The organism is Scytonema sp. PRP1 (assembly GCF_036697665.2).
GTDB lineage: Bacteria > Cyanobacteriota > Cyanobacteriia > Cyanobacteriales > Nostocaceae > Kalymmatonema > Kalymmatonema gypsitolerans.
Genome location: NZ_JBAHYJ020000089.1, coordinates 141,438 through 160,322 on the forward strand (window position 1 = coordinate 141,438; position 18,885 = coordinate 160,322).

Annotated in this window: 17 protein-coding genes and 1 tRNA gene; 10 read left to right on the forward strand and 8 right to left on the reverse strand. The window is 44.3% G+C overall.

The window, feature by feature from the left end; all coding sequences use genetic code 11:
• The first annotated feature begins 443 nt into the window (after positions 1-443).
• On the forward strand, positions 444-803 hold the full coding sequence (locus V5G28_RS24075; protein WP_332989754.1) for a hypothetical protein: 360 nt from the start codon (positions 444-446) through the stop codon (positions 801-803).
• Positions 804-910: 107 nt separating this feature from the next.
• Here V5G28_RS24075 and V5G28_RS24080 read toward each other — a convergent pair whose 3' ends face one another.
• Positions 911-1,174 (reverse strand): hypothetical protein, encoded by a 264-nt coding sequence (locus tag V5G28_RS24080; protein WP_332989755.1) that lies wholly within the window; start codon positions 1,172-1,174, stop codon positions 911-913.
• A 476-nt stretch (positions 1,175-1,650) separates the two neighbouring features.
• Here V5G28_RS24080 and glpK point away from each other — a divergent pair, with 476 nt between their 5' ends.
• Positions 1,651-3,144 carry a glycerol kinase GlpK gene (glpK, locus tag V5G28_RS24085; RefSeq protein WP_332989757.1) on the forward strand — a complete coding sequence of 498 codons (1,494 nt, stop codon included), beginning with the start codon at positions 1,651-1,653 and terminating at the stop codon, positions 3,142-3,144.
• A 162-nt stretch (positions 3,145-3,306) separates the two neighbouring features.
• Here glpK and V5G28_RS24090 read toward each other — a convergent pair.
• The 4 genes from V5G28_RS24090 to V5G28_RS24105 all read right to left on the reverse strand — a co-directional run bounded on the left by V5G28_RS24090 (position 3,307) and on the right by V5G28_RS24105 (position 5,399).
• Positions 3,307-3,378 (reverse strand) — tRNA-Asn (locus V5G28_RS24090).
• A gap of 230 nt (positions 3,379-3,608) precedes the next feature.
• Positions 3,609-4,157, reverse strand: coding sequence for an NYN domain-containing protein (locus V5G28_RS24095; RefSeq protein WP_332989759.1), 549 nt, complete (start codon positions 4,155-4,157; stop codon positions 3,609-3,611).
• Between the two features lie 258 nt (positions 4,158-4,415).
• Positions 4,416-5,108 (reverse strand): ABC transporter ATP-binding protein, encoded by a 693-nt coding sequence (locus V5G28_RS24100; RefSeq protein WP_332989760.1) that lies wholly within the window; start codon positions 5,106-5,108, stop codon positions 4,416-4,418.
• 18 nt (positions 5,109-5,126) lie between these two features.
• Positions 5,127-5,399 (reverse strand): hypothetical protein, encoded by a 273-nt coding sequence (locus V5G28_RS24105; protein ID WP_336231311.1) that lies wholly within the window; start codon positions 5,397-5,399, stop codon positions 5,127-5,129.
• 384 nt (positions 5,400-5,783) lie between these two features.
• Between V5G28_RS24105 and psbD the strand changes: the two genes are divergently transcribed.
• Positions 5,784-6,869, forward strand: a complete 1,086-nt coding sequence (gene psbD, locus V5G28_RS24110) for a photosystem II D2 protein (photosystem q(a) protein) (protein WP_336231312.1) — start codon at positions 5,784-5,786, stop codon at positions 6,867-6,869.
• 538 nt (positions 6,870-7,407) lie between these two features.
• Here the strand turns inward: psbD and V5G28_RS24115 are convergent.
• Entirely contained in the window at positions 7,408-7,581 is a 174-nt protein-coding gene (locus tag V5G28_RS24115; protein ID WP_332989764.1) for a hypothetical protein, read from the reverse strand.
• 605 nt (positions 7,582-8,186) lie between these two features.
• Between V5G28_RS24115 and V5G28_RS24120 the strand changes: the two genes are divergently transcribed.
• The 7 genes from V5G28_RS24120 (at position 8,187) to V5G28_RS24150 (ending at position 16,636) form a co-directional block, all read left to right on the forward strand.
• Complete coding sequence (locus V5G28_RS24120) at positions 8,187-8,468, forward strand: 4a-hydroxytetrahydrobiopterin dehydratase (RefSeq protein WP_096563494.1); 282 nt, start codon at positions 8,187-8,189, stop codon at positions 8,466-8,468.
• Positions 8,469-8,875: 407 nt separating this feature from the next.
• Complete coding sequence (locus tag V5G28_RS24125) at positions 8,876-10,666, forward strand: iron uptake porin (protein ID WP_332989889.1); 1,791 nt, start codon at positions 8,876-8,878, stop codon at positions 10,664-10,666.
• A 520-nt stretch (positions 10,667-11,186) separates the two neighbouring features.
• The gene (locus V5G28_RS24130) at positions 11,187-11,624 is read left to right on the forward strand and encodes an RrF2 family transcriptional regulator (RefSeq protein WP_096563491.1); all 438 of its coding nucleotides are present in this window, start codon (positions 11,187-11,189) and stop codon (positions 11,622-11,624) included.
• Positions 11,625-11,724: 100 nt separating this feature from the next.
• Positions 11,725-12,687, forward strand: coding sequence for a cysteine synthase A (gene cysK / locus V5G28_RS24135; protein WP_332989892.1), 963 nt, complete (start codon positions 11,725-11,727; stop codon positions 12,685-12,687).
• Between the two features lie 15 nt (positions 12,688-12,702).
• Positions 12,703-13,404, forward strand: coding sequence for a DnaJ domain-containing protein (locus tag V5G28_RS24140; protein WP_332989767.1), 702 nt, complete (start codon positions 12,703-12,705; stop codon positions 13,402-13,404).
• 288 nt (positions 13,405-13,692) lie between these two features.
• Positions 13,693-14,565, forward strand: a complete 873-nt coding sequence (locus V5G28_RS24145; protein ID WP_096563488.1) for a 6-carboxytetrahydropterin synthase — start codon at positions 13,693-13,695, stop codon at positions 14,563-14,565.
• A 1,084-nt stretch (positions 14,566-15,649) separates the two neighbouring features.
• Positions 15,650-16,636, forward strand: coding sequence for a glycosyltransferase family 2 protein (locus V5G28_RS24150; protein WP_332989771.1), 987 nt, complete (start codon positions 15,650-15,652; stop codon positions 16,634-16,636).
• Positions 16,637-16,640: 4 nt separating this feature from the next.
• Here V5G28_RS24150 and V5G28_RS24155 read toward each other — a convergent pair whose 3' ends face one another.
• Both V5G28_RS24155 and V5G28_RS24160 read right to left on the reverse strand, forming a co-directional pair.
• On the reverse strand, positions 16,641-17,621 hold the full coding sequence (locus V5G28_RS24155; protein WP_332989773.1) for a PrsW family intramembrane metalloprotease: 981 nt from the start codon (positions 17,619-17,621) through the stop codon (positions 16,641-16,643).
• Between the two features lie 42 nt (positions 17,622-17,663).
• Positions 17,664-18,584, reverse strand: coding sequence for a class I SAM-dependent methyltransferase (locus tag V5G28_RS24160; RefSeq protein ID WP_332989775.1), 921 nt, complete (start codon positions 18,582-18,584; stop codon positions 17,664-17,666).
• Between the last annotated feature and the right edge of the window lie 301 nt (positions 18,585-18,885).

Below are 18,885 nucleotides of genomic sequence, written 5' to 3' on the forward strand. Positions count from 1 at the left end.
ATGATATTGGCTGCGCCATTGCAGTCTGCGTTTATTTTCATCCCGATTCCAGTTTTAAACAAACCGCGATTTGTTCTAATACCGCTACTTTTCCACCCTATGCGCCCTTCGGCGCACGCTGCGCTATCGGGTTTTGCGCCAAATTTAGGTAGAACATCATTGTCTAGGAAACTAGCTTTTGATGTATAGCTTTCTTCGGTTTCAATAAAATGTATTCCGTATTGTTCACATAAGTAGGTAGGCGAAAAAATTTAGAACTATGTAACGAAAACTTAACTATAGGCATTAAAGTTAAATTTTACACGTTGCGTACTATAGTTTCCTTTTTCTCCCCTAGCTGTAACACCATCAATGACCGCATAAGCACTCGTTGAACTCATCATCAAATATTTGCCCAGATAGCTCATCTTTTTTTAGGTGGTGCAGAGGTATCTCAAGGCGCTTTGCGTGTAGGTTTAGCTTTCCCTACGAGTGTTGAAGAATTCACCTTCCCTACTCCTATAGAGGGATTTGGTTTTGACTTTGGAAATTTAGTGACTGGAGATTACGCTGATAAATTGTTTAGCGTTAGGGGTGTTTTCGGTTCCTCTGATGTTTTATCAAAAAATGGTTTTTTTGGAGTCGTTGTTGAGGCTGGTGATTCATTAATAGGAAGTTTTCAGACTTTAGGTAGAGGCGAAACTGGCTCTTTATCTATTGATAATGTCAGTTTCACCCGTTCGGTTCCAGAACCAGGTAACGCTGTAGGAATAAGTGTTTTAGCTATCGGCTTGCTGTTAGTCAAACATAAAACAAAACGGTGAAAATAGTAATAGCTATCACTGGGGAAGTATTAATTAGACTACCTTGAAAAGATATCGTAATACTAGTTTATTATGACGACATCAGGTATAAAATCAGGGAGAAGTTTTTACTCAAATCCTAAAGAGGAGTGACCAGTTAATATGAGTAAACTTGCTAGATCCATAACAGCCTCCCTAATTTTTGGCATGGCACTTGCTTTACCTGTTGCCAGCTTTTCATCAGTAGCCCAAGCACAAACGACTAAACCCACAACGACAGCCAAACCCACAACGACAGCCAAACCCACAACGACAGCCAAACCCACAACGACAGCCAAACCCACAACGACAGCCAAACCCACAACGACAACCAAACCCACAACGACAACCACACCTGGAGCTGCAGGGACAACATCTACAGACTCGCCTACTCCAGGTTCAACTACACCTTATACAGGCGCGCCTACACCCACAGCTTCACCTACAGCTACGCCCAGAACAACACCAGGTAAAAAGTAAGAACACTCAGGGAAGATCGGCAATGATCGCCCTTCAATAGTGATACAAAAGCCCCTTGTGCCTTGCGCCTTGGGGCTTTGTCATTGGTTGTTAGTTTACAGCGGTTTTTTGTAGGGAGGGCATTGCTCATTAATATCTCAAAAGTCAATCACATAGACTTTTATGGGCAATGCCCACCTTATAGCATTTTACGAAAAGGATGATACAAATCGGTAGTGTAGAGACGAGAGGTGGCGCGTCTTTACAGAATTTCAATGTGTCGCGATTAACGTGAAATGGTATTACGATTGGGACTTTGCCATGAGTCGTTAATTTAAGCTATTATCACAGGAATATTCTCTCAATTTCTATGCAAGAATCGGGCTACATCCTAGCATTGGATTTGGGTACAACAGGCAACCGTGCCTTTGTGTTTAACGCAGACGGCAAGATTGTCGCTCAGGCATATAAAGAACTGACACAATACTATCCTCAGCCTGGATGGGTAGAGCATGACCCTGTGGAAATCTGGCAGGCTACTTGCTGGGTTATGCAAACTGCAATTCAAAATGCCCAAATTGCCCCCGATGAAATTGTTGCGATCGGGCTAACGGTGCAGCGCGAAACTTGCTTGATTTGGGATAAAACCACTGGGCAACCCCTCCATCGGGCGATTGTATGGCAAGATCGCCGCACTGCTCCCCTTTGCCATCAGTTGCAACAAGAATATGCTCAGGAGATTTACGATCGCACTGGGCTGATCATCGATGCCTACTTTTCAGCCACAAAGCTATCATGCCTATTAGAGCATTTTGCAGGCGTTGACCTGAAAAACGTCTTAGCTGGGACAATTGATACTTGGGTGCTGTGGAATCTAACGGGTGGTAAAGTTCATGCCACTGATCACAGCAACGCCAGCCGTACGATGTTGATGAATCTGGCAACGTGTGAGTGGGATGAGACACTGTTAAATCTGTTTAAGATTCCTGCTCATATCTTGCCGCATATTCAGCCTAGCTTGGGAACCTTTGGAGTGACTGATGCGAGCTTATTAGGCGTTGAAATTCCCATCACTGCCATTTTAGGAGATCAACAGGCAGCTTTGTTTGGACATGGCTGCAATGAGCCAGGTTTAATGAAATGCACCTACGGCACCGGAAGCTTTTTGGTTGCTCACACTGGCTCTGAAATCGTGCGTTCCCAGCATCAACTCTTAAGTACCCTGGCATGGACTCAAGCAAATAGCGATGGTAGTTTGGATGTGGGATATGCATTAGAAGGCAGCATCTTTACTAGTGGAGCGTGCATCCAGTGGTTGCGTGATGGCATCAAGCTGATTGCAACTGCTGCTGAAACTGAGGCGATCGCCAATCGAGTTGCAGATAATGGTGGGGTTTACTTTGTGCCTGCATTTAGTGGACTGGGCGCACCTCATTGGGATATGACAGCTAGGGGAGCGTTTTTCGGCATTACCGCAATGGTACAACGCGAGCATTTGGTACGCGCCGTACTTGAGGCAGTGGCTTACCAGGTTCAAGAAGTCGTGCAGGCAATTAATGCATCCAACAGTATTTCCATTGAACGGCTGAGCGTGGACGGTGGTGCTTGCGAGAACAACTTCCTCATGCAGTTCCAAGCAGATGTATTGGGAATTCCAGTTGAACGTCCTGTGATGCGCGAGATGACTGTGCAAGGTATCGCATTTGCCGCAGGGCTTGCGGCAGGATTTTGGGATAGCTATGCGGCACTAGTACGGCAACGACAAATTGATCGCGTGTTTGAGCCTGGTGTGGGAAGAAATCACGCTTTGGAATTCGCTACTTGGCAAAAGGCAGTAGAACGGGCTAAGCACTGGGCTGATTAACAGTTAACAGTTATCAGTTAACTGTTATCAGTCATCAGTTATCAGTTAACTGTTATCAGTCATCAGTGAGTCACTGCGGCTGGTACTGTTCACTGGTTTAACCTGCTAGTCCACTGTTTCAGACTGCAAATTTCTCAGCACTTTATTTTCTTGTTTGTTTAACTCCCCAGGCTGGATTCGAACCAGCGACCAATCGATTAACAGTCGATCGCTCTACCACTGAGCTACTGAGGAACGCTCCGATTTCTTATAGTAAGGCTAAAAGTAGGATATGGCAAGTACTTTTGGAAACTTTTTTGGAATTTATTTTTGGGATAGGCGAAACACTAGTATTTGCATGCCTTTGCGGTTCATACTTCCTCTCAACGATTACGAGGACACTGCAAACAAAGTTTTCAACGCTGTCACAGAAACGTTCTACTGGGGACTTCACTACTCAAAATTGAGCACTATTTAATTCAGCACTATTTACCCATCCGCAATTCAGCTAAACGCTGACGTGCCTTAGCATCGATAGAATTAGCTAAAAACCTTGTGTTGGATTGTTTTCCCGATTTATATTTTTGCCGCGCCCGACAAACGCTTGCTTGTACCTCATAACACAGTTGGTGCGCTGACATCCATTCAGCCCCGTAACCCTGTACCATCAACTGCTGCGGTCGGTCTGAGGTGGCAACAATCATGCGAGAAATAAGAGATTGGGCGATTGTTGAGCGTAAAGATGCACAGACTTTTTCAATGTAAGTGTCTGCTGTTTGCCCGAAGTCTGTAAAATGAACTGATAAAAGCTCAGTAATAATTTCTCTGTTGCTACAGGTATTTTGATATTGGGCATCGAACACAATTTGAGTGTCATAACCCGCAAACGCACTGTAGCTGGTTAAAGCTTCAATCAGTTCGTAACGTGCTGCCTCTAGTCCGGCAGTATCACGGGTTTTTTTCAAGCAAGACCAAGCGCCGATGATGTTGTAGCCGTCCACAAGCAAAACGGCTTGAGGTGAGAAACGGGACATGATGTTGAATCACAATTTTCTAAAGTTAACAAAATTCATTCATAAGATTTATAGTAATTCAATCATTCCTTGTAACACTATGTTACAAAAAAAAAGGCATATAAGGGCTGTAGGCAAGAAGCCAAAAACAACAAGCCGATCAAAAAGTCACCTGCAGGAGGGTTACCTTCCTGCAGGTGACTGGCTCTCAAAAGTCAAAAGAATTTTTTTAACTTTTAACTTTTAACTTTTAACTTTTAACTTTTGACTTTTCTTGACTTACACCCCTAAGTTTGGTGAACTTTCGTCGTGCAATTCCATCAGGCGTCGTTTGAGGCGCTGCGGTTCACCCCGATCCACTAAAGAACCCCTTTCTAGTAGTAAAGCACCGTCACAGTAATTCAACTCGTCTAAGCGATGGGTTACCCAGAGGGCTGTAATACCCCGGCTTTTGACTAGGCGGCGGACAGCAGCTACTAATTCCAATTGACTATCTGGATCGAGTAAAGCAGTCGGTTCATCTAACAATAAGACTTCACAGCGACGGGCTAAAGCGCCAGCGATCGCCACCCGTTGTTTCTGTCCACCACTCAAAGCGTAGATCGGACGTTTTTGCAGTGATAGTAAATTTACCGCCCCTAGCGCCTCCTCAACGCGATCTCTGACAGCAGCTGGTGGCAGTTTTTCCTCCACCAGCCCAAAAGCCACATCAGCACCAACTGTTGGCATCACCAGTTGATGGTCAGGATTTTGGAAGACAAAGCCCACAGGATGCAAAAGTCCAATTTCACCAGACTGGGGAGTTAATAGCCCCGCCAGCAGTCTGAGTAACGTGGATTTGCCTGAGCCGTTTGTACCCAAGAGCATCCAAAATTCACCCCTGGGGACTTCTAGAGAGCAAGACTTTATAACATTCTCTCCCGACGACCAGCTAAAGTTTAAATCCTTGACCTCAATACCTAGTTCCGCCATGAGTACACTACCAGATGGTTACTCAGCACCTATAGCGAAGAAACCAGGTGGTCTGCCAGCTCCAGCGGCTGAACCATCTTTCTGAGTCAGCTGCACCCCAGAAATTTCACTGGCGCGTACGGCAACTTTTTTCTCTGTCTTGCCTTCGCTCTCTAATTCCACAATATCAGGGTTGCCAGAGCGGATCGCTGTCAAAATGTGCTGATAAATCTCCTGGGCATCCTCAGCTGACTTACGTTCTATGGATATAGGGAAAGCTGTGTTTCTTAGGGTTAAGTCGATGGTAAACATTTAGCCTTAATCAAATTTAACTGTAGAACTCATTTTAATGTTAGCTCGCAAGTCTAAGTTGGAAGTAGCAGAGGCAGTGCGTTGCTCGAAGCAGCACCTGTTTAAAGTAGCGTCGCACCAAGTGCCATAGATAGACAAGCAGCCAACCCGGATTAGTTCCCTAAAAACGTACATTTAGACGTATTTATATATATTTAGTTAAAGAAATTAAAAATACACTGGAAAAATTACAGAATCTTACCTAGAATATATTAAAGTCGGTAAATAATTGTAAACTGGATTGACAACCCAGTTAACTTTCTGTTTTAAGCAGACAGTCAAATGTCAGTCTTAGAATAGAGAAACCGGAAACCTGTAATTATAAAAGTTTGGAGATTTGTTGTAATGACCATCGCAGTTGGACGCGCCCCTAGTAGCAGAGGGTGGTTTGACGTATTAGACGACTGGTTAAAGCGTGACCGTTTCGTGTTTGTAGGTTGGTCAGGAATATTACTATTCCCCTGCGCCTTTCTAGCACTTGGCGGTTGGCTGACCGGTACGACGTTTGTGACAAGCTGGTATACGCACGGCTTAGCCTCATCGTACCTGGAAGGCTGCAACTTCCTAACAGTAGCTGTATCTACACCAGCAGACAGCATGGGACACTCACTGTTGCTGTTGTGGGGACCAGAAGCACAAGGGGACTTGACCCGTTGGTTCCAATTAGGCGGGTTGTGGCCATTCGTGGCGCTGCACGGAGCCTTTGGTCTGATTGGCTTCATGCTGCGGCAGTTTGAAATCGCACGTTTGGTAGGGATTCGTCCTTACAACGCTATAGCGTTTTCTGCACCAATTGCGGTATTCGTCAGCGTCTTCTTGATGTACCCCTTGGGACAGTCTTCGTGGTTCTTCGCCCCCAGCTTTGGAGTGGCAGCAATTTTCCGCTTCCTGTTGTTCTTGCAAGGCTTCCACAACTGGACACTCAACCCCTTCCACATGATGGGAGTAGCGGGTGTACTTGGTGGAGCGCTGCTGTGTGCCATCCACGGTGCAACAGTAGAAAACACCTTGTTTGAAGACGGCGATGCAGCCAACACCTTCCGCGCCTTCAACCCCACCCAAGCCGAAGAAACCTACTCAATGGTGACGGCAAACCGTTTCTGGTCACAGATCTTCGGGATTGCCTTCTCCAACAAGCGCTGGTTACACTTCTTCATGTTGTTTGTGCCAGTCACAGGCTTGTGGATGAGTGCAGTTGGTATTGTCGGTTTGGCACTCAACCTGCGGGCATATGACTTCGTGTCGCAAGAATTACGTGCGGCAGAAGACCCAGAGTTTGAAACTTTCTATACCAAGAACATTTTGTTGAACGAGGGCATCCGCGCTTGGATGGCTCCTCAAGATCAGCCTCACGAAAAATTTGTATTCCCTGAAGAGGTACTACCACGTGGTAACGCTTTGTATAGTCTTCCTATTCCTAGCGTTTCATAGCTAAGTTTTCCCCGCCGAATGGCGGGGTTTTTTGTTATTTGTTCTTGTACTAATGACAAATCATGAATATGTGTTATATTGAGTGAAGGTGAATAACCCAGAGCTAAAAACTCTGCCTTTTTGAGACTAAGACCGTTTAGGCAACAAGGAGGTGATGCCCATGATAGAAAGTAGTAAATGCATGGGTCATCAGGTTGCAGTTAGCCGGCTGTGCGCCGGGGCTGTTCTCTAGAAGCTAGCCTTAGTCTTTTAGTAAGACTAAGTTAGACTAAGTGGCTAGGCGAGCTCGGAGTTCCTTCCGGCAGTCTGGTTGCAACCTGAAGACCCGCTAGACCGCTCCCACTTAGATCAACTGATCTGAGTAGGAGCGGATAGTTTTATCTAAGGAAGGTCTTCTTAAGAAGAACACACAATATCCGCACAAATAAATATGTTTCATTTAGCTAAAACAAAAATTCATCCCACGCCTGACACGAAGTGCAGGGTGGGATGAATGTTTTGGGCTCGGAGGAGTCCCACAAGAAAACAATATTTGATTTCAATCAGATGAGTGATGGGGTGGGCGACGAATCGCCAATTTGTGTGCAAGTTTTCTGGTGTAATAGTTTTGGTTTGCTTGATCTACATTGGTGTCTGATAAGCCTCTGTCCAGTTGCATAACGACTACTGGTAAGCGATTCCGTTGCCGTGCCGTGAAAGTAAGTCGGCACATCTTGATTAATACAAGTTACCAATTGGTTTGTCCGATAGCGCAAATACACCCGACGGGCGGCGAGCCACGCATTATGAATGGAAGAAACACTTCCCTCTCTCACTCCGTTCGGCTGAGCGTTCACGGCGAAGCCCTCAGTTCCTCTCTCCTTAGGGAAAAAAGCTATCACAATCAAGAGAAATAGCGTCTGTTTGCTTGAACCGATATAAATACGAAGTATTTATCTTGCTGGAACATTTATTGAGCAAGTAACGTCAATTAAGATTGTCGGTCTAGGATTGTTGACTTTATACAAAATACAACAGTTACACTCAAAAATTTTGTAACAAAGACGTAGCTAGTACCACGTATGTAGGCATTACCTACAAAACAGGAGTACGGCATCTGTGTGTTCGGTTAAACAACCTTAAACAATTGAAGGAGTAAATTCCGCGTCCTATTTGCAAGCTAGGGTCTTTTAAGAACTGTCAGGAGGAAGAGGAAATAGCAGCACTCAGCCTCTATATTCCACAATGAAGAGGGCATAATGTCAGTGACTACCAGTCCTTTTTTAGTTCAAGATCCTACAAAAGAACAAAGAAATTCAGTTTTTGGGATTTCATGATATGGCGCAGCTACTTACTGAGGCAGAAATTCAAGAAAGGGTAAGCCATTTGCCAGATTGGACACGACAGGGGTCAACGTTGCAGTATAACCGCAAGTTTAAAGACTTTGTCCAAGCTATAGAGTTTGTGAACAAGCTTGTTCAGCCTGCTGAGTCAGCAGGGCATCATCCAGATATCGAGATTTCTTACAACAAAGTCAAAATTTTACTCACAACGCATGATGCTGGTGGGTTAACGCAGAAAGACTTTGATTTGGCAGAGGTGATTTCCCAAATCAATTAAGTGATTTGCTTGCGTTGCTATTTGCTTCAAAAATTGCATATGTTTATAGCTTTGTAAGTGGAAAAAAGCCCTTGCACAGGAGGTTTTGGAGTACATGTTATCTAGAAATTTCTTTCAAGACACTGAGATGAGATGTGTGACAGTTTATAAGGCGATCGCTTCCATCTTGTCATCGACTTTTTCCGACTTATAATTACGAGTAAATACAACTATGTTTTTGCATAAGTTAATTCCATGGTTTCTTTACCTAAACTTAATTCGTTGTTAGCTTGGCAAAAACTAAAATAGTGTAGAGGGCTAATATGCCTAATCCACAAGTATCAATAAAAACTCGTAATTTCGAGAATATTTCCAGAGTAGTTGCAGCAAAAAAGTTATCTATAGAAGGTGTGAGGAGAACAGGAAAGATGTCTAATCTCTTGTGGAAATGCTTGATGGTCAGTCCAGCGCTTTTAGGAGCAACATTGTTGGTTCCCACAACAGCGATCGCTGGTCAAAACAACACCAACCATCAAGTTGTGAAGACGGAAGTTTCACAAATCGACAATAATCAAGAAGCTTCTTCATCAGTATCAGTATCAACATCAACAACTTCAAATACAACTGAAGTTACCCCCAAGCCAGAAACATTGGCTCAAGCACAACAAACTGAAGTCAATGTTTTGCAGCAAGTTAACAGCTACAGCGAAGAGGGGAAAACTTCTCAGTCCCAAGTGACATCAGTTTCCCAGTTCTCCGACGTGCAGCCAACAGACTGGGCTTTCCAAGCATTGCAGTCCTTAGTTGAACGCTATGGTTGTATTGCTGGTTATCCCAATGGTACATACCGTGGTAACCGTGCTTTGACCCGTTATGAATTTGCTGCTGGTTTAAATGCATGTTTAGACCGGGTCAACGAACTGATTGCTACAGCAACAACTGACTTGGTCAGGAAAGAAGACTTGGCTACCTTGCAGCGTTTGCAAGAAGAATTTTCTGCAGAACTAGCTACCCTGCGCGGTCGTGTAGATACATTAGAAGCAAAGACAGCAGAATTGGAAGCTAACCAGTTCTCAACAACTACCAAACTCGTTGGTGAAGCAATCTTCGCCCTCACTGATGCTTTTGGCGATACAGCAGGCGGTAACAATAATACTGTCTTCCAAAACAGGGTACGTTTAGACTTCCAAACAAGCTTCACTGGTAGAGACGTTCTGCATACCCGTTTGGCTACTGGTAACGCCAGAAGATTGGATCTAGGGACGCCTACCTTCAATGGAAAAACCTCCGCTGAAGGCTTTCAAACCTTTAACCTTACAGGGGATACCAGTAACAGTAACGATGTTGTCCTAGATTGGCTGGCTTACTACGTCCCTGTAGGACCTGCCCAACTTTATGTTGCAGCGACTGGTGGTATTCACAGCGATTATGCTGCTACCAACAACCCCTACTTTGAAGACTATGACGGCGGTAATGGTGCTTTGACCACCTTCGCTTCAGAAAACCCAATCTATCGGATTGGTGGTGGCGCAGGTGCAGCACTCAACATCCCCTTTGGTAGGGGTGGTGGTATCCTCAAACCAAGTTCGTTAACTTTAGGTTACTTGGCTTCTGAAGCGAATACTCCTAATGGAGGTTCAGGTATCTTCGAGGGGAATTATGCTGCTTTAGGACAGTTGAACTTTAATCTTGGTCAGCGGTTTGCATTAGCAGCTACCTACGTCCACGGATATCACGGTGCAGGTAGTGCTTTATTTGATGCTGGCGGATTCCAAGGACAAAACGTGCCTGTAGTAGGTACCTCACTAGCCAATGGTCTCAGCACCACGAACGCATCTTCTAGTAACTCCTACGGTTTGTCAGCAGCGTTGAGACCGAGTGACAAGTTCTCTATTAGTGGCTTCGTTTCCTATCACGACATCAACGGCTTTGGTGCCAATGATAATTATGAAGCTTGGAGCTACGGAGCTGGAATCGCCTTACCTGACTTTGGAAAGCGCGGTAACGTCTTAGGTATTTTTGCAGGTGCACAACCTTATGCGCGTGGTCGAGTAGCAGGCGCTAACGACATACCTTACAGTATCGAAGGCTTCTACAAGTACCAGGTGAGCAATAACGTCTCCATCACTCCTGGTGTTATTTACCTGACATCTCCTGGTCAGAACAGCAACAACGATGATGCGATTATTGGAACTCTAAGAACAACCTTCACCTTCTAGAGGGTTGACAATTTCTAGAACATTTTGTAATTAAATAAATTGCTCCCCGCCTTACAGCGGGGCTTTTTATATTTTTGGAGGCTAATCAACAGTGATTGATTTCCTTACAATTGCTAACAATTGCTCATCTTTAAGTAAACGTAAGACTTCGCTTCCATTCCTCTCCCTTTCTAGGGGAGAGGCTTTGACTCTCAAGCGGATCTTATAGCGAAGGGGGCTGGGGGGTTAGGTTTATTTTATGTTTTTTAAGGTTGACCTACTTACTATTTCACGTTCATCACGATACATATGAATTTTGTAGAGACGCGCTCTCATGAAAGCGTCTCTACAAAAAAGAGAGTAGGTTACACAGAGCAAGCTTCATCTGTTAAATTTAAAAAACTAAAACCAAAACCCCACTGGATAACCGGAGTATACTAGTAAAGAGGACAAGAAAAGTAAAAAATAAAAAATTATTTTGACTTTTAACTTTCTCTGTATCTCCTCTGTTTTAAACCCATCACCTCTTCTAAAAGCTGCTGTGGAACTATCGTGTAAATCAGAATACGGAATTCTTGCTTTATTAGAGCTAGCAATTCATTACCAAAGCGGGGAACCCCTGCAAATTCGACAGATTGCTGCACAACAAAATATACCAGACCGCTATCTAGAACAGCTGTTGGCGACCTTAAGGCGTGGAGGTCTAGTCAAAAGTCAGCGCGGGTCAAAGGGTGGTTATCTGTTGGCGCGAGAACCCTGGAAAATCACTCTTTTCGAGGTATTGAGTTGTTTAGAAGGGTTAGATGTGCGCCCATGTGAAGAAGATGTCAATCCTAAAACTGTAGACAGTGCTGTTGTAGAAGATATTTGGCAAGAGGCAAGGCTTGCGGCAAACGCAGTTTTGCAAAAATACACGCTTGCGGAGCTGTGTGAAAAACGAGATTCTCGACGACAGTTGGACATAATGTACTACATTTAGTCAATAGTCAATAGTCAATGAGAAAAAAAGGTTGTTAATTTTTATGATTGACTGTTGACTAATGGCTCATAACTCATAACTAATGACTAGGAACTCAGGTATGCGAATAGCTCGTGATATTACAGAACTTGTTGGGCGTACTCCTCTGGTGCAACTCAACCGTATCCCGCAAGCGGAAGGTTGTGTCGCACAGATTGTGGTGAAGCTGGAAAGTATGAACCCAGCGGCTTCAGTAAAAGACCGAATTGGCGTGAGCATGATCAACACCGCAGAGGCAGAAGGGTTGATTGCTCCTGGGAAAACGATATTAGTGGAACCCACCTCTGGAAATACCGGAATTGCCCTGGCAATGGTAGCAGCGGCAAAAGGCTATCGATTAATTTTGACAATGCCTGAGACAATGAGCGGTGAACGAAGGGCAATGCTGCGGGCGTATGGAGCCGAATTAGAACTGACGCCAGGAATTGAAGGTATGAGTGGGGCAATTCGGCGGGCGCAGGAAATCGTTGATACGACGCACAATGCCTATATGTTACAGCAGTTCCGTAACCCAGCTAACGCAAAAATACACCGGGAAACGACAGCAGAGGAAATCTGGGAGGATACTGACGGACAGGTAGATATGATTGTTGCTGGAATTGGAACGGGTGGTACGATTACAGGTGTTGCCGAAGTTATCAAAGCACGCAAATCGAGTTTTAAGGCGATCGCAGTAGAACCAGCAAATAGCCCAGTTTTAGCTGGAGGAAAACCCGGACCCCACAAAATTCAGGGAATCGGTGCAGGGTTCATTCCCCAAGTGCTAAATGTAAATATGATAGATGAAGTGATTTCTGTTACCGATGAAGAAGCGATCGCTTACGGTCGGCGTTTGGCAAGAGAAGAAGGGCTACTCTCTGGCATTTCCAGTGGAGCAGCTTTGTGTGCTGCCATTCGTGTCGCTCAACGCAAAGAAAACGAAGGGCGCTTGATAGTAATGATTCAGCCGAGTTTTGGAGAAAGGTACTTAAGTACACCATTGTTCCAAGACTTGGAGCCAAGAGTAGCAGTTAGCATCAGCTAACGATAAATTGGAAGAATGGCAGATAAGACGAACCACTACGAAACACTCAAAGTCAATCCCAACGCCAGCCAAGCGGAGATTAAGCAAGCTTATCGTCGCTTGGTCAAGATGTTTCATCCCGACAGCAATCAGGGCACATCAGATCCTGAGCAAATTATCCGCGTTAATGCAGCATATGAGGTCTTGGGCGATGTTCAAAATCGCCAAAATTACGACCAAAGATTGCGTCAGCGATCTCAAAAAACAACCAGCGGTAGGCAACAGCGGGCAGCTGCAGCTCAAAAGCAATACCAGGCGACCCGAAAAACAGGAAGGGATGCGGATGAACAAATTGAGGAATGGCTGCACCTGGTTTATCAACCAGTAAATCGCCTGCTGTTTAGCATTCTCACTTCCCTAAAGGAGCAAATTGAGAAACTAGCAGCTGACCCCTTTGATGATGTCCTCCTAGAAGAATTTCAGGATTACCTAAACGCCTGTCGAGACGACCTCCGGCAAGCGCAAATTACTTTTCGTTCTCTACCAAATCCACCTAGTTTAGCAAGAGCAGCAGCTCACCTCTACTATTGCCTGAATCAAGTTGGTGATGGGTTAGATCAGTTGGAATATTTCCCTCTCAACTACCACGAGAGTTACTTGCACGCTGGGCAAGAAATGTTCCGCACTGCCACTCATTTATATCGTGAGGCACAAGAATCTGTGGGTGCGTATGTGTAGGGACTTTCAAATAAAAAAAAATGCCAAATTTTCTTGTGGGATGGAGAGAAGTCCGAGGGTCGGTTTCCTCCGTTCGCGTAGCGTCTTTGGAGGAGACTCGGAACTTCGGAGTGTCCCCACCCGTCCCAATATTCAGGGCGGGCTAGAAGCCCACCCCACTGCTCACGGGATAATTTATTTCTTGAAAATCCCGTAGTGATGATTAAAACAGTCAATAGTCAACAGATTTAGTTTATGCTGGAAGCAGTAAAAAGTTAAGAAATTTTAAGTTTTGCTCCCAGCTTACTCATGCAATGTATTGTAAATCGCCGCGCTCAGTTTTCAGCAAGTCATCGCTATTGGTTGCCAGAACTGAGCGAAGCAGAAAATATTGAGAAATTTGATGCTTGCTCAAGATTTCCCGGACACGGGCATAACTATGTCTTATTCGTCTCCTTAATTGGGGAATTAGATGAATATGGCATGGTTCTCAACTTGTCCGATGTGAAACACGTTATTAAGCGAGAAGTGACCAGCCAACTGGACTTTTCCTATCTCAACGATGTGTGGTCAGAATTTCAACAAACTCTACCCACCACTGAGAGCATTGCACGGGTGATTTGGCAACGGCTTGCACCCCATTTACCTTTAGTCCGCATACAGCTTTTTGAACATCCTCAACTTTGGGCTGATTATTTAGGAAACGGCATGGAAGCATACCTCACTGTCAGCACTCATTTTAGCGCCGCCCATCGGCTAGCTCATCCTCGCCTCAGCAGCGAAGAAAACTTCGAGATTTACGGTAAGTGCGCTCGTCCCAACGGTCACGGACACAATTATCATCTAGAAGTGACTGTAAAAGGGGAAATTGACCCACGCACTGGGATGATTATTGATTTAGGCGCTTTGAATAAAGCTATAGAAGATTATGTCGTCGAGCCATTCGACCACACCTTCCTCAACAAAGACATCCCGTACTTCGCTGAAGTCGTTCCCACTGCTGAGAATATTGCACTTCACATCAGTCACTTACTGCGATCGCCCATCCAGGAATTGGGAGCCAAGCTCTACAAAGTCAAATTAATCGAAAGCCCTAATAACTCCTGCGAAATTTATTGTACTGAGTCAGATCCTAACTCAGTGAACGCTGCACAGAATGAACCTGTGTTAGTACGCGTGTAGCTGGCTGAAAGCAAATAGCCATTCACATCCATTCATAAGCATTTGAAAGGGGCGCTCTAGTTTTACTAGTCGCCCCTTTTTTTCAACCTTGTTGCCTAAACGTTCCTTGGGTGTACGACTAGAGATGAGAGCGATGGGCGAAGCCCCGCCTCCGGCGATCGCGCGGAGCGCAGTGGGAAGACACGAGGACAATCGCCCAAGCGGCAGAAAACGTCGCGTGAACTGAGGTGCTGATGAGCTTAACAGTTAATGCCGTGTCATGAAAAAGGTAAATCTAATTCTCTTGGGCAGTGAATCCAAGGGCATTTATTTTCAACAAGATGCTAATTTTTTATAAAAACAATAAATAAATCTCAAGGCTAGCAAAAGATTACTCATTGCGATGAATTAGTAAAACAATATAGATTTTTTGTATATATATATAGCGTTTATTAACTCGCTTCTCATACTCCTAAAGTTTAATGTCTGCATATTATACCGAGTTGCTTTCTCTATTGACAAGATGATAGAAAGAAATAGAAAAAATTTTTCAGTAAAATAGAAAGATTAAGGAAACTTTTGCCTGCCTTGCGATTTTTTTTCAAAGTTGACTTAACTTAACATTGTCTTCCCTTAGAGAGATAGCATCAAAAAGTTTTTAAAGATAATATTATTAATAGCTTTAATAATTACGCCAAGACTGACTGAGTTCACAAAAAACACCAATTTTTTCTCTTGAAGTTGTATAGATAACCGTAAAATTGGGTGAAATTAAGCTATCCTAACTGTGAATATTCGGCTTCGTAATACCCAGTTTTTCAGGAGTTTAGTGTGACCGAAAAAGCTCTAAAAGTATGCCCAACAAGGATTATAGTGAATAAGACTTACTCAATGAAAACGGAAAGTAAATTCGCTTAGGTGAAAAAATCAGTAGGTGGAAATTACTAATTATTTGTTTTTTTAGAGCTTTTTGGAAACTAAATTTTATTTGTTAACATCTACTTGAAAGTTCCTTAATATTTCCTTTACTTTGAGGATAAAGAATAAGAAGAGCGTGTGCTAACACAATACTAAAGTTACCGAAAGAAGTTAAGGAGTAGAGGTTATGCAATTACAGCATCATTCAAATGAACCGCTGGTTAGCGTGATTATTCCCACTTATAATCGCCCTGATTATCTCAAAGAAGCTATAAAAAGTGCTGTTAACCAGACATACAAAAATATCGAGATTATTGTGTCTGATGATGCTAGCCCGGAGAATCCTCAAAAAATCATTGAATCTTTTCAAGATCCACGAATCCGGTTTAGACGCAATTCCAAGAATTTAGGAATTTCGTTGAATGTGATCGGAGCATTTCAAGAGGCAAAAGGTAAATATGTTGCTAGCTTGAACGACGATGATGTTTGGAACGACGACTTATTAGAAAAGCTTGTTCCACAGCTTGATGCCAATCCAAATTTAGTCGTAGCTTTCAGCGACCACTACATTATGGATCCCGATGGCAAGATTAATCATGCAGCTACTGAGGAAAATACACAGCGCTGGAAGCGGGATCAACTGAAAGAGGGCATTTATCAACCTTTTTATGAAATTGGGATAGTTCATCAAGCTGTGCCTTCTGCCGTGGCTACTGTTATCCGCAAGGATGCCATTGAATGGGATGATTTTCAGCCTCAAATGGGATCTTTTTGGGATCTGTACCTAACATACTTGGCTTGTCGGAATGGAGGGGGAGCTTATTATTCTCCAGAAAGATTAGCTAAATACCGCGTGCATTTACAGTCGGAATCAATGATTAGTGGTGGTGTAAGCAGCCAGGCAAACATCCGGGCTGGCAAAGCTGGTATTTTTTGCTTCCGTAAGTTTATGGAAGATCAGCGGCTGCAAGAGTTTAAGGGCTATTTCCAAGAGAAATGGTTACAAGCACATACAACTCTAGCCATAGGTTTGATGCGATCTGAACAAGTCAAAGAAGCGCGACCATATCTAGTGCATGTTCTCAGACAAAAGTTCAACTTCAAAACAGTAGCAGCATTTGTCCTCTCGTTGATTCCTCAACCATTGGCACGGAAATTGCTTGCTAGTAGTTAACTAGTTAAAAATATCGACGCTGTGCCCAACGTCGCAAAGAGCGATAGATCACCCATGCCAAAAGTCCAAGGCTGAGATATAGCAATAAGCGGCTAAGTGTAAATGATATGACATCAGGGTATAAAAGCTGAGACGGACTGAGGAAGCTTAGGCTTTTGGCTAAAAGAAACAGTCCAAAAAGAGCATTTCCAGCTAACATCAGGGTTAACAGCACCAAAGCTTGTTCTCGAAAGCGTTGCTGAGGTGTACGACTAGATATGAGAGCGATGGGCGAAGCCCCGCCTCCGGCGATCGCGCCTTTGCCTTGCAACTTTCGCACTAACTGTTCTAGTCGCCAAAACATCCATACCAGAAACGGAAACAAACCGTAACTGAGTAAACGTAGTGGTATTGGATAGCGACCACTTATTGATAAAACATTCACGAAAGCATGACAAATCACAGCATTTAGCCAAGCCCTAGGAATATTGTGGTGACATCGATGTAAATAGATGTTTGAGCCGATAGATATTCCTAGGGCATATCCCCAAGGGGCAGAAAACATGGCGTGAACTGGCGTGCTGATAATTCGCTCAACAATTGATCCTGTGCCATGAAAAAGGTAAACCCAATTTTCCTCGGCAGTGAATCCAAGAGCAACAGCTATGGTAAAGAGAAAAACAGAAGTGGGGCGAAAGCGGTATCGGCGTTGGAGATAGTAAGTCGGGAGCAAGACTGCTAGCAGCTTGCAGCCTTCTTCAATTGGACCGACTTCTATAAGTTGCCGCAGCATCACACCTGCAAAGAGACGCTGCATTCTCTGCCAGTCAACAACATGATTGGCTACTGTTTCAAAAACCAATTCTAAGTTAAGAGCAACAAAACCAGAGACTGCTCCCAAGAGAAAGAAAAACAGCAGCCGCATCAACAATGGAACAGATGCAAGGCGGTTATGGTAGTAAACCAGAAGCAGCAGCGGTGGTATAATTGCCCACAACAATTCCATGTAGACACGTAGTATGCTTTTATGATGTAATGAAAGTAGATGCTACATCTCTACATGAGCTATAACCGTGCGGTGGCGGCGGCTGTTAGCAGTGATGGTGGGAGCGTTAAACCCCGCCTCTATGATTGCTTGTTCAATATCGAAAGTGAAATATTCATCTAAATACGGTTCAGTACTTTTGAGCAGCGTCAAAATGTAAGGCGGCATTTTTTTATACGCTTCAGATTTAGGATTCATGTCCATGATTGCCAAATGACCACCCGGACGCAGTAAACGCCGCGCTTCGGCAAAAATCTGCCGAGTCGCCGCTTGGGGAAGTTCGTGACACACCAGGAAAATGGAGATTAAATCAAACGAGGCATCGCTTAGCCCAGTGGATTCAGCAGCGGCATGAATCCAGTTGATATGAGCATGGCGCTGCTGACTGCGGTATTGGGCAACAGCTAAGAAGTAGGGAGATAAGTCTAAGCCCGTAATTTTGGCGTGGGGATAAACTTTTTGTAGGGCAAAAGTACTCAAACCCACACTGCATCCCAAATCTAGGATATCTTGTGGTTCCTTGGAAATTTGCTGTTTGAGAATGTCGTGGTAACTTTGGCGTAGTTTGCGATCGCCCTGTGCGCCAGTACCAGGCCATATGGTAGCGTGAACAGTCTGTGCAGCAACTTCCACTTCTAGGGCGGCTTCCCAGCAGAGGTTACCTTTTTCGTAAGCGTGGAATGGGCGCAAGTAGTAGTCTGGGTAGGTGAACTGGGGGTTTTGTACTTTAGCCAAGTCAGTTTGCCAATCACGCGCTTGTAGCGTCTGGACTTCTTCGAGCCAATTTACCCCAATTTTTTGGGCGCGTTTAATCATCATTTGCCTTGCTTGATGCTTGGCTAGGTTAGCTAAAGGCTTGATTGCCAGTACCCCATTTACGAAGCGCGAAGCTAATCCCGGAGTATTTTTTACAGCCGTGTTCATCAGTAAAGTTGCTCAAACAATTTATCTACCTTTGGGAGCAGGAAAAAGCCTGCCGATATGAATCATAATCCACTACATGAGCCGTGCTTTGTTTTAGGCTACAAGAATTTTATATTTTTTAAACTGGGAATTGGGGATTAGGGATTAGGGACTGGGAGGATTATGGACGGGGATTCAACGCCGCCCAAATCCTGTAAGAACATCTTCCCAGTCCCCAGTCCAAGCGTCCCCTGCTATAGCAATCCGCGCAGGATTCGTGAAAAGCAAGATCCCCGACTTATCTAAGAAGTCGGGGATCTGA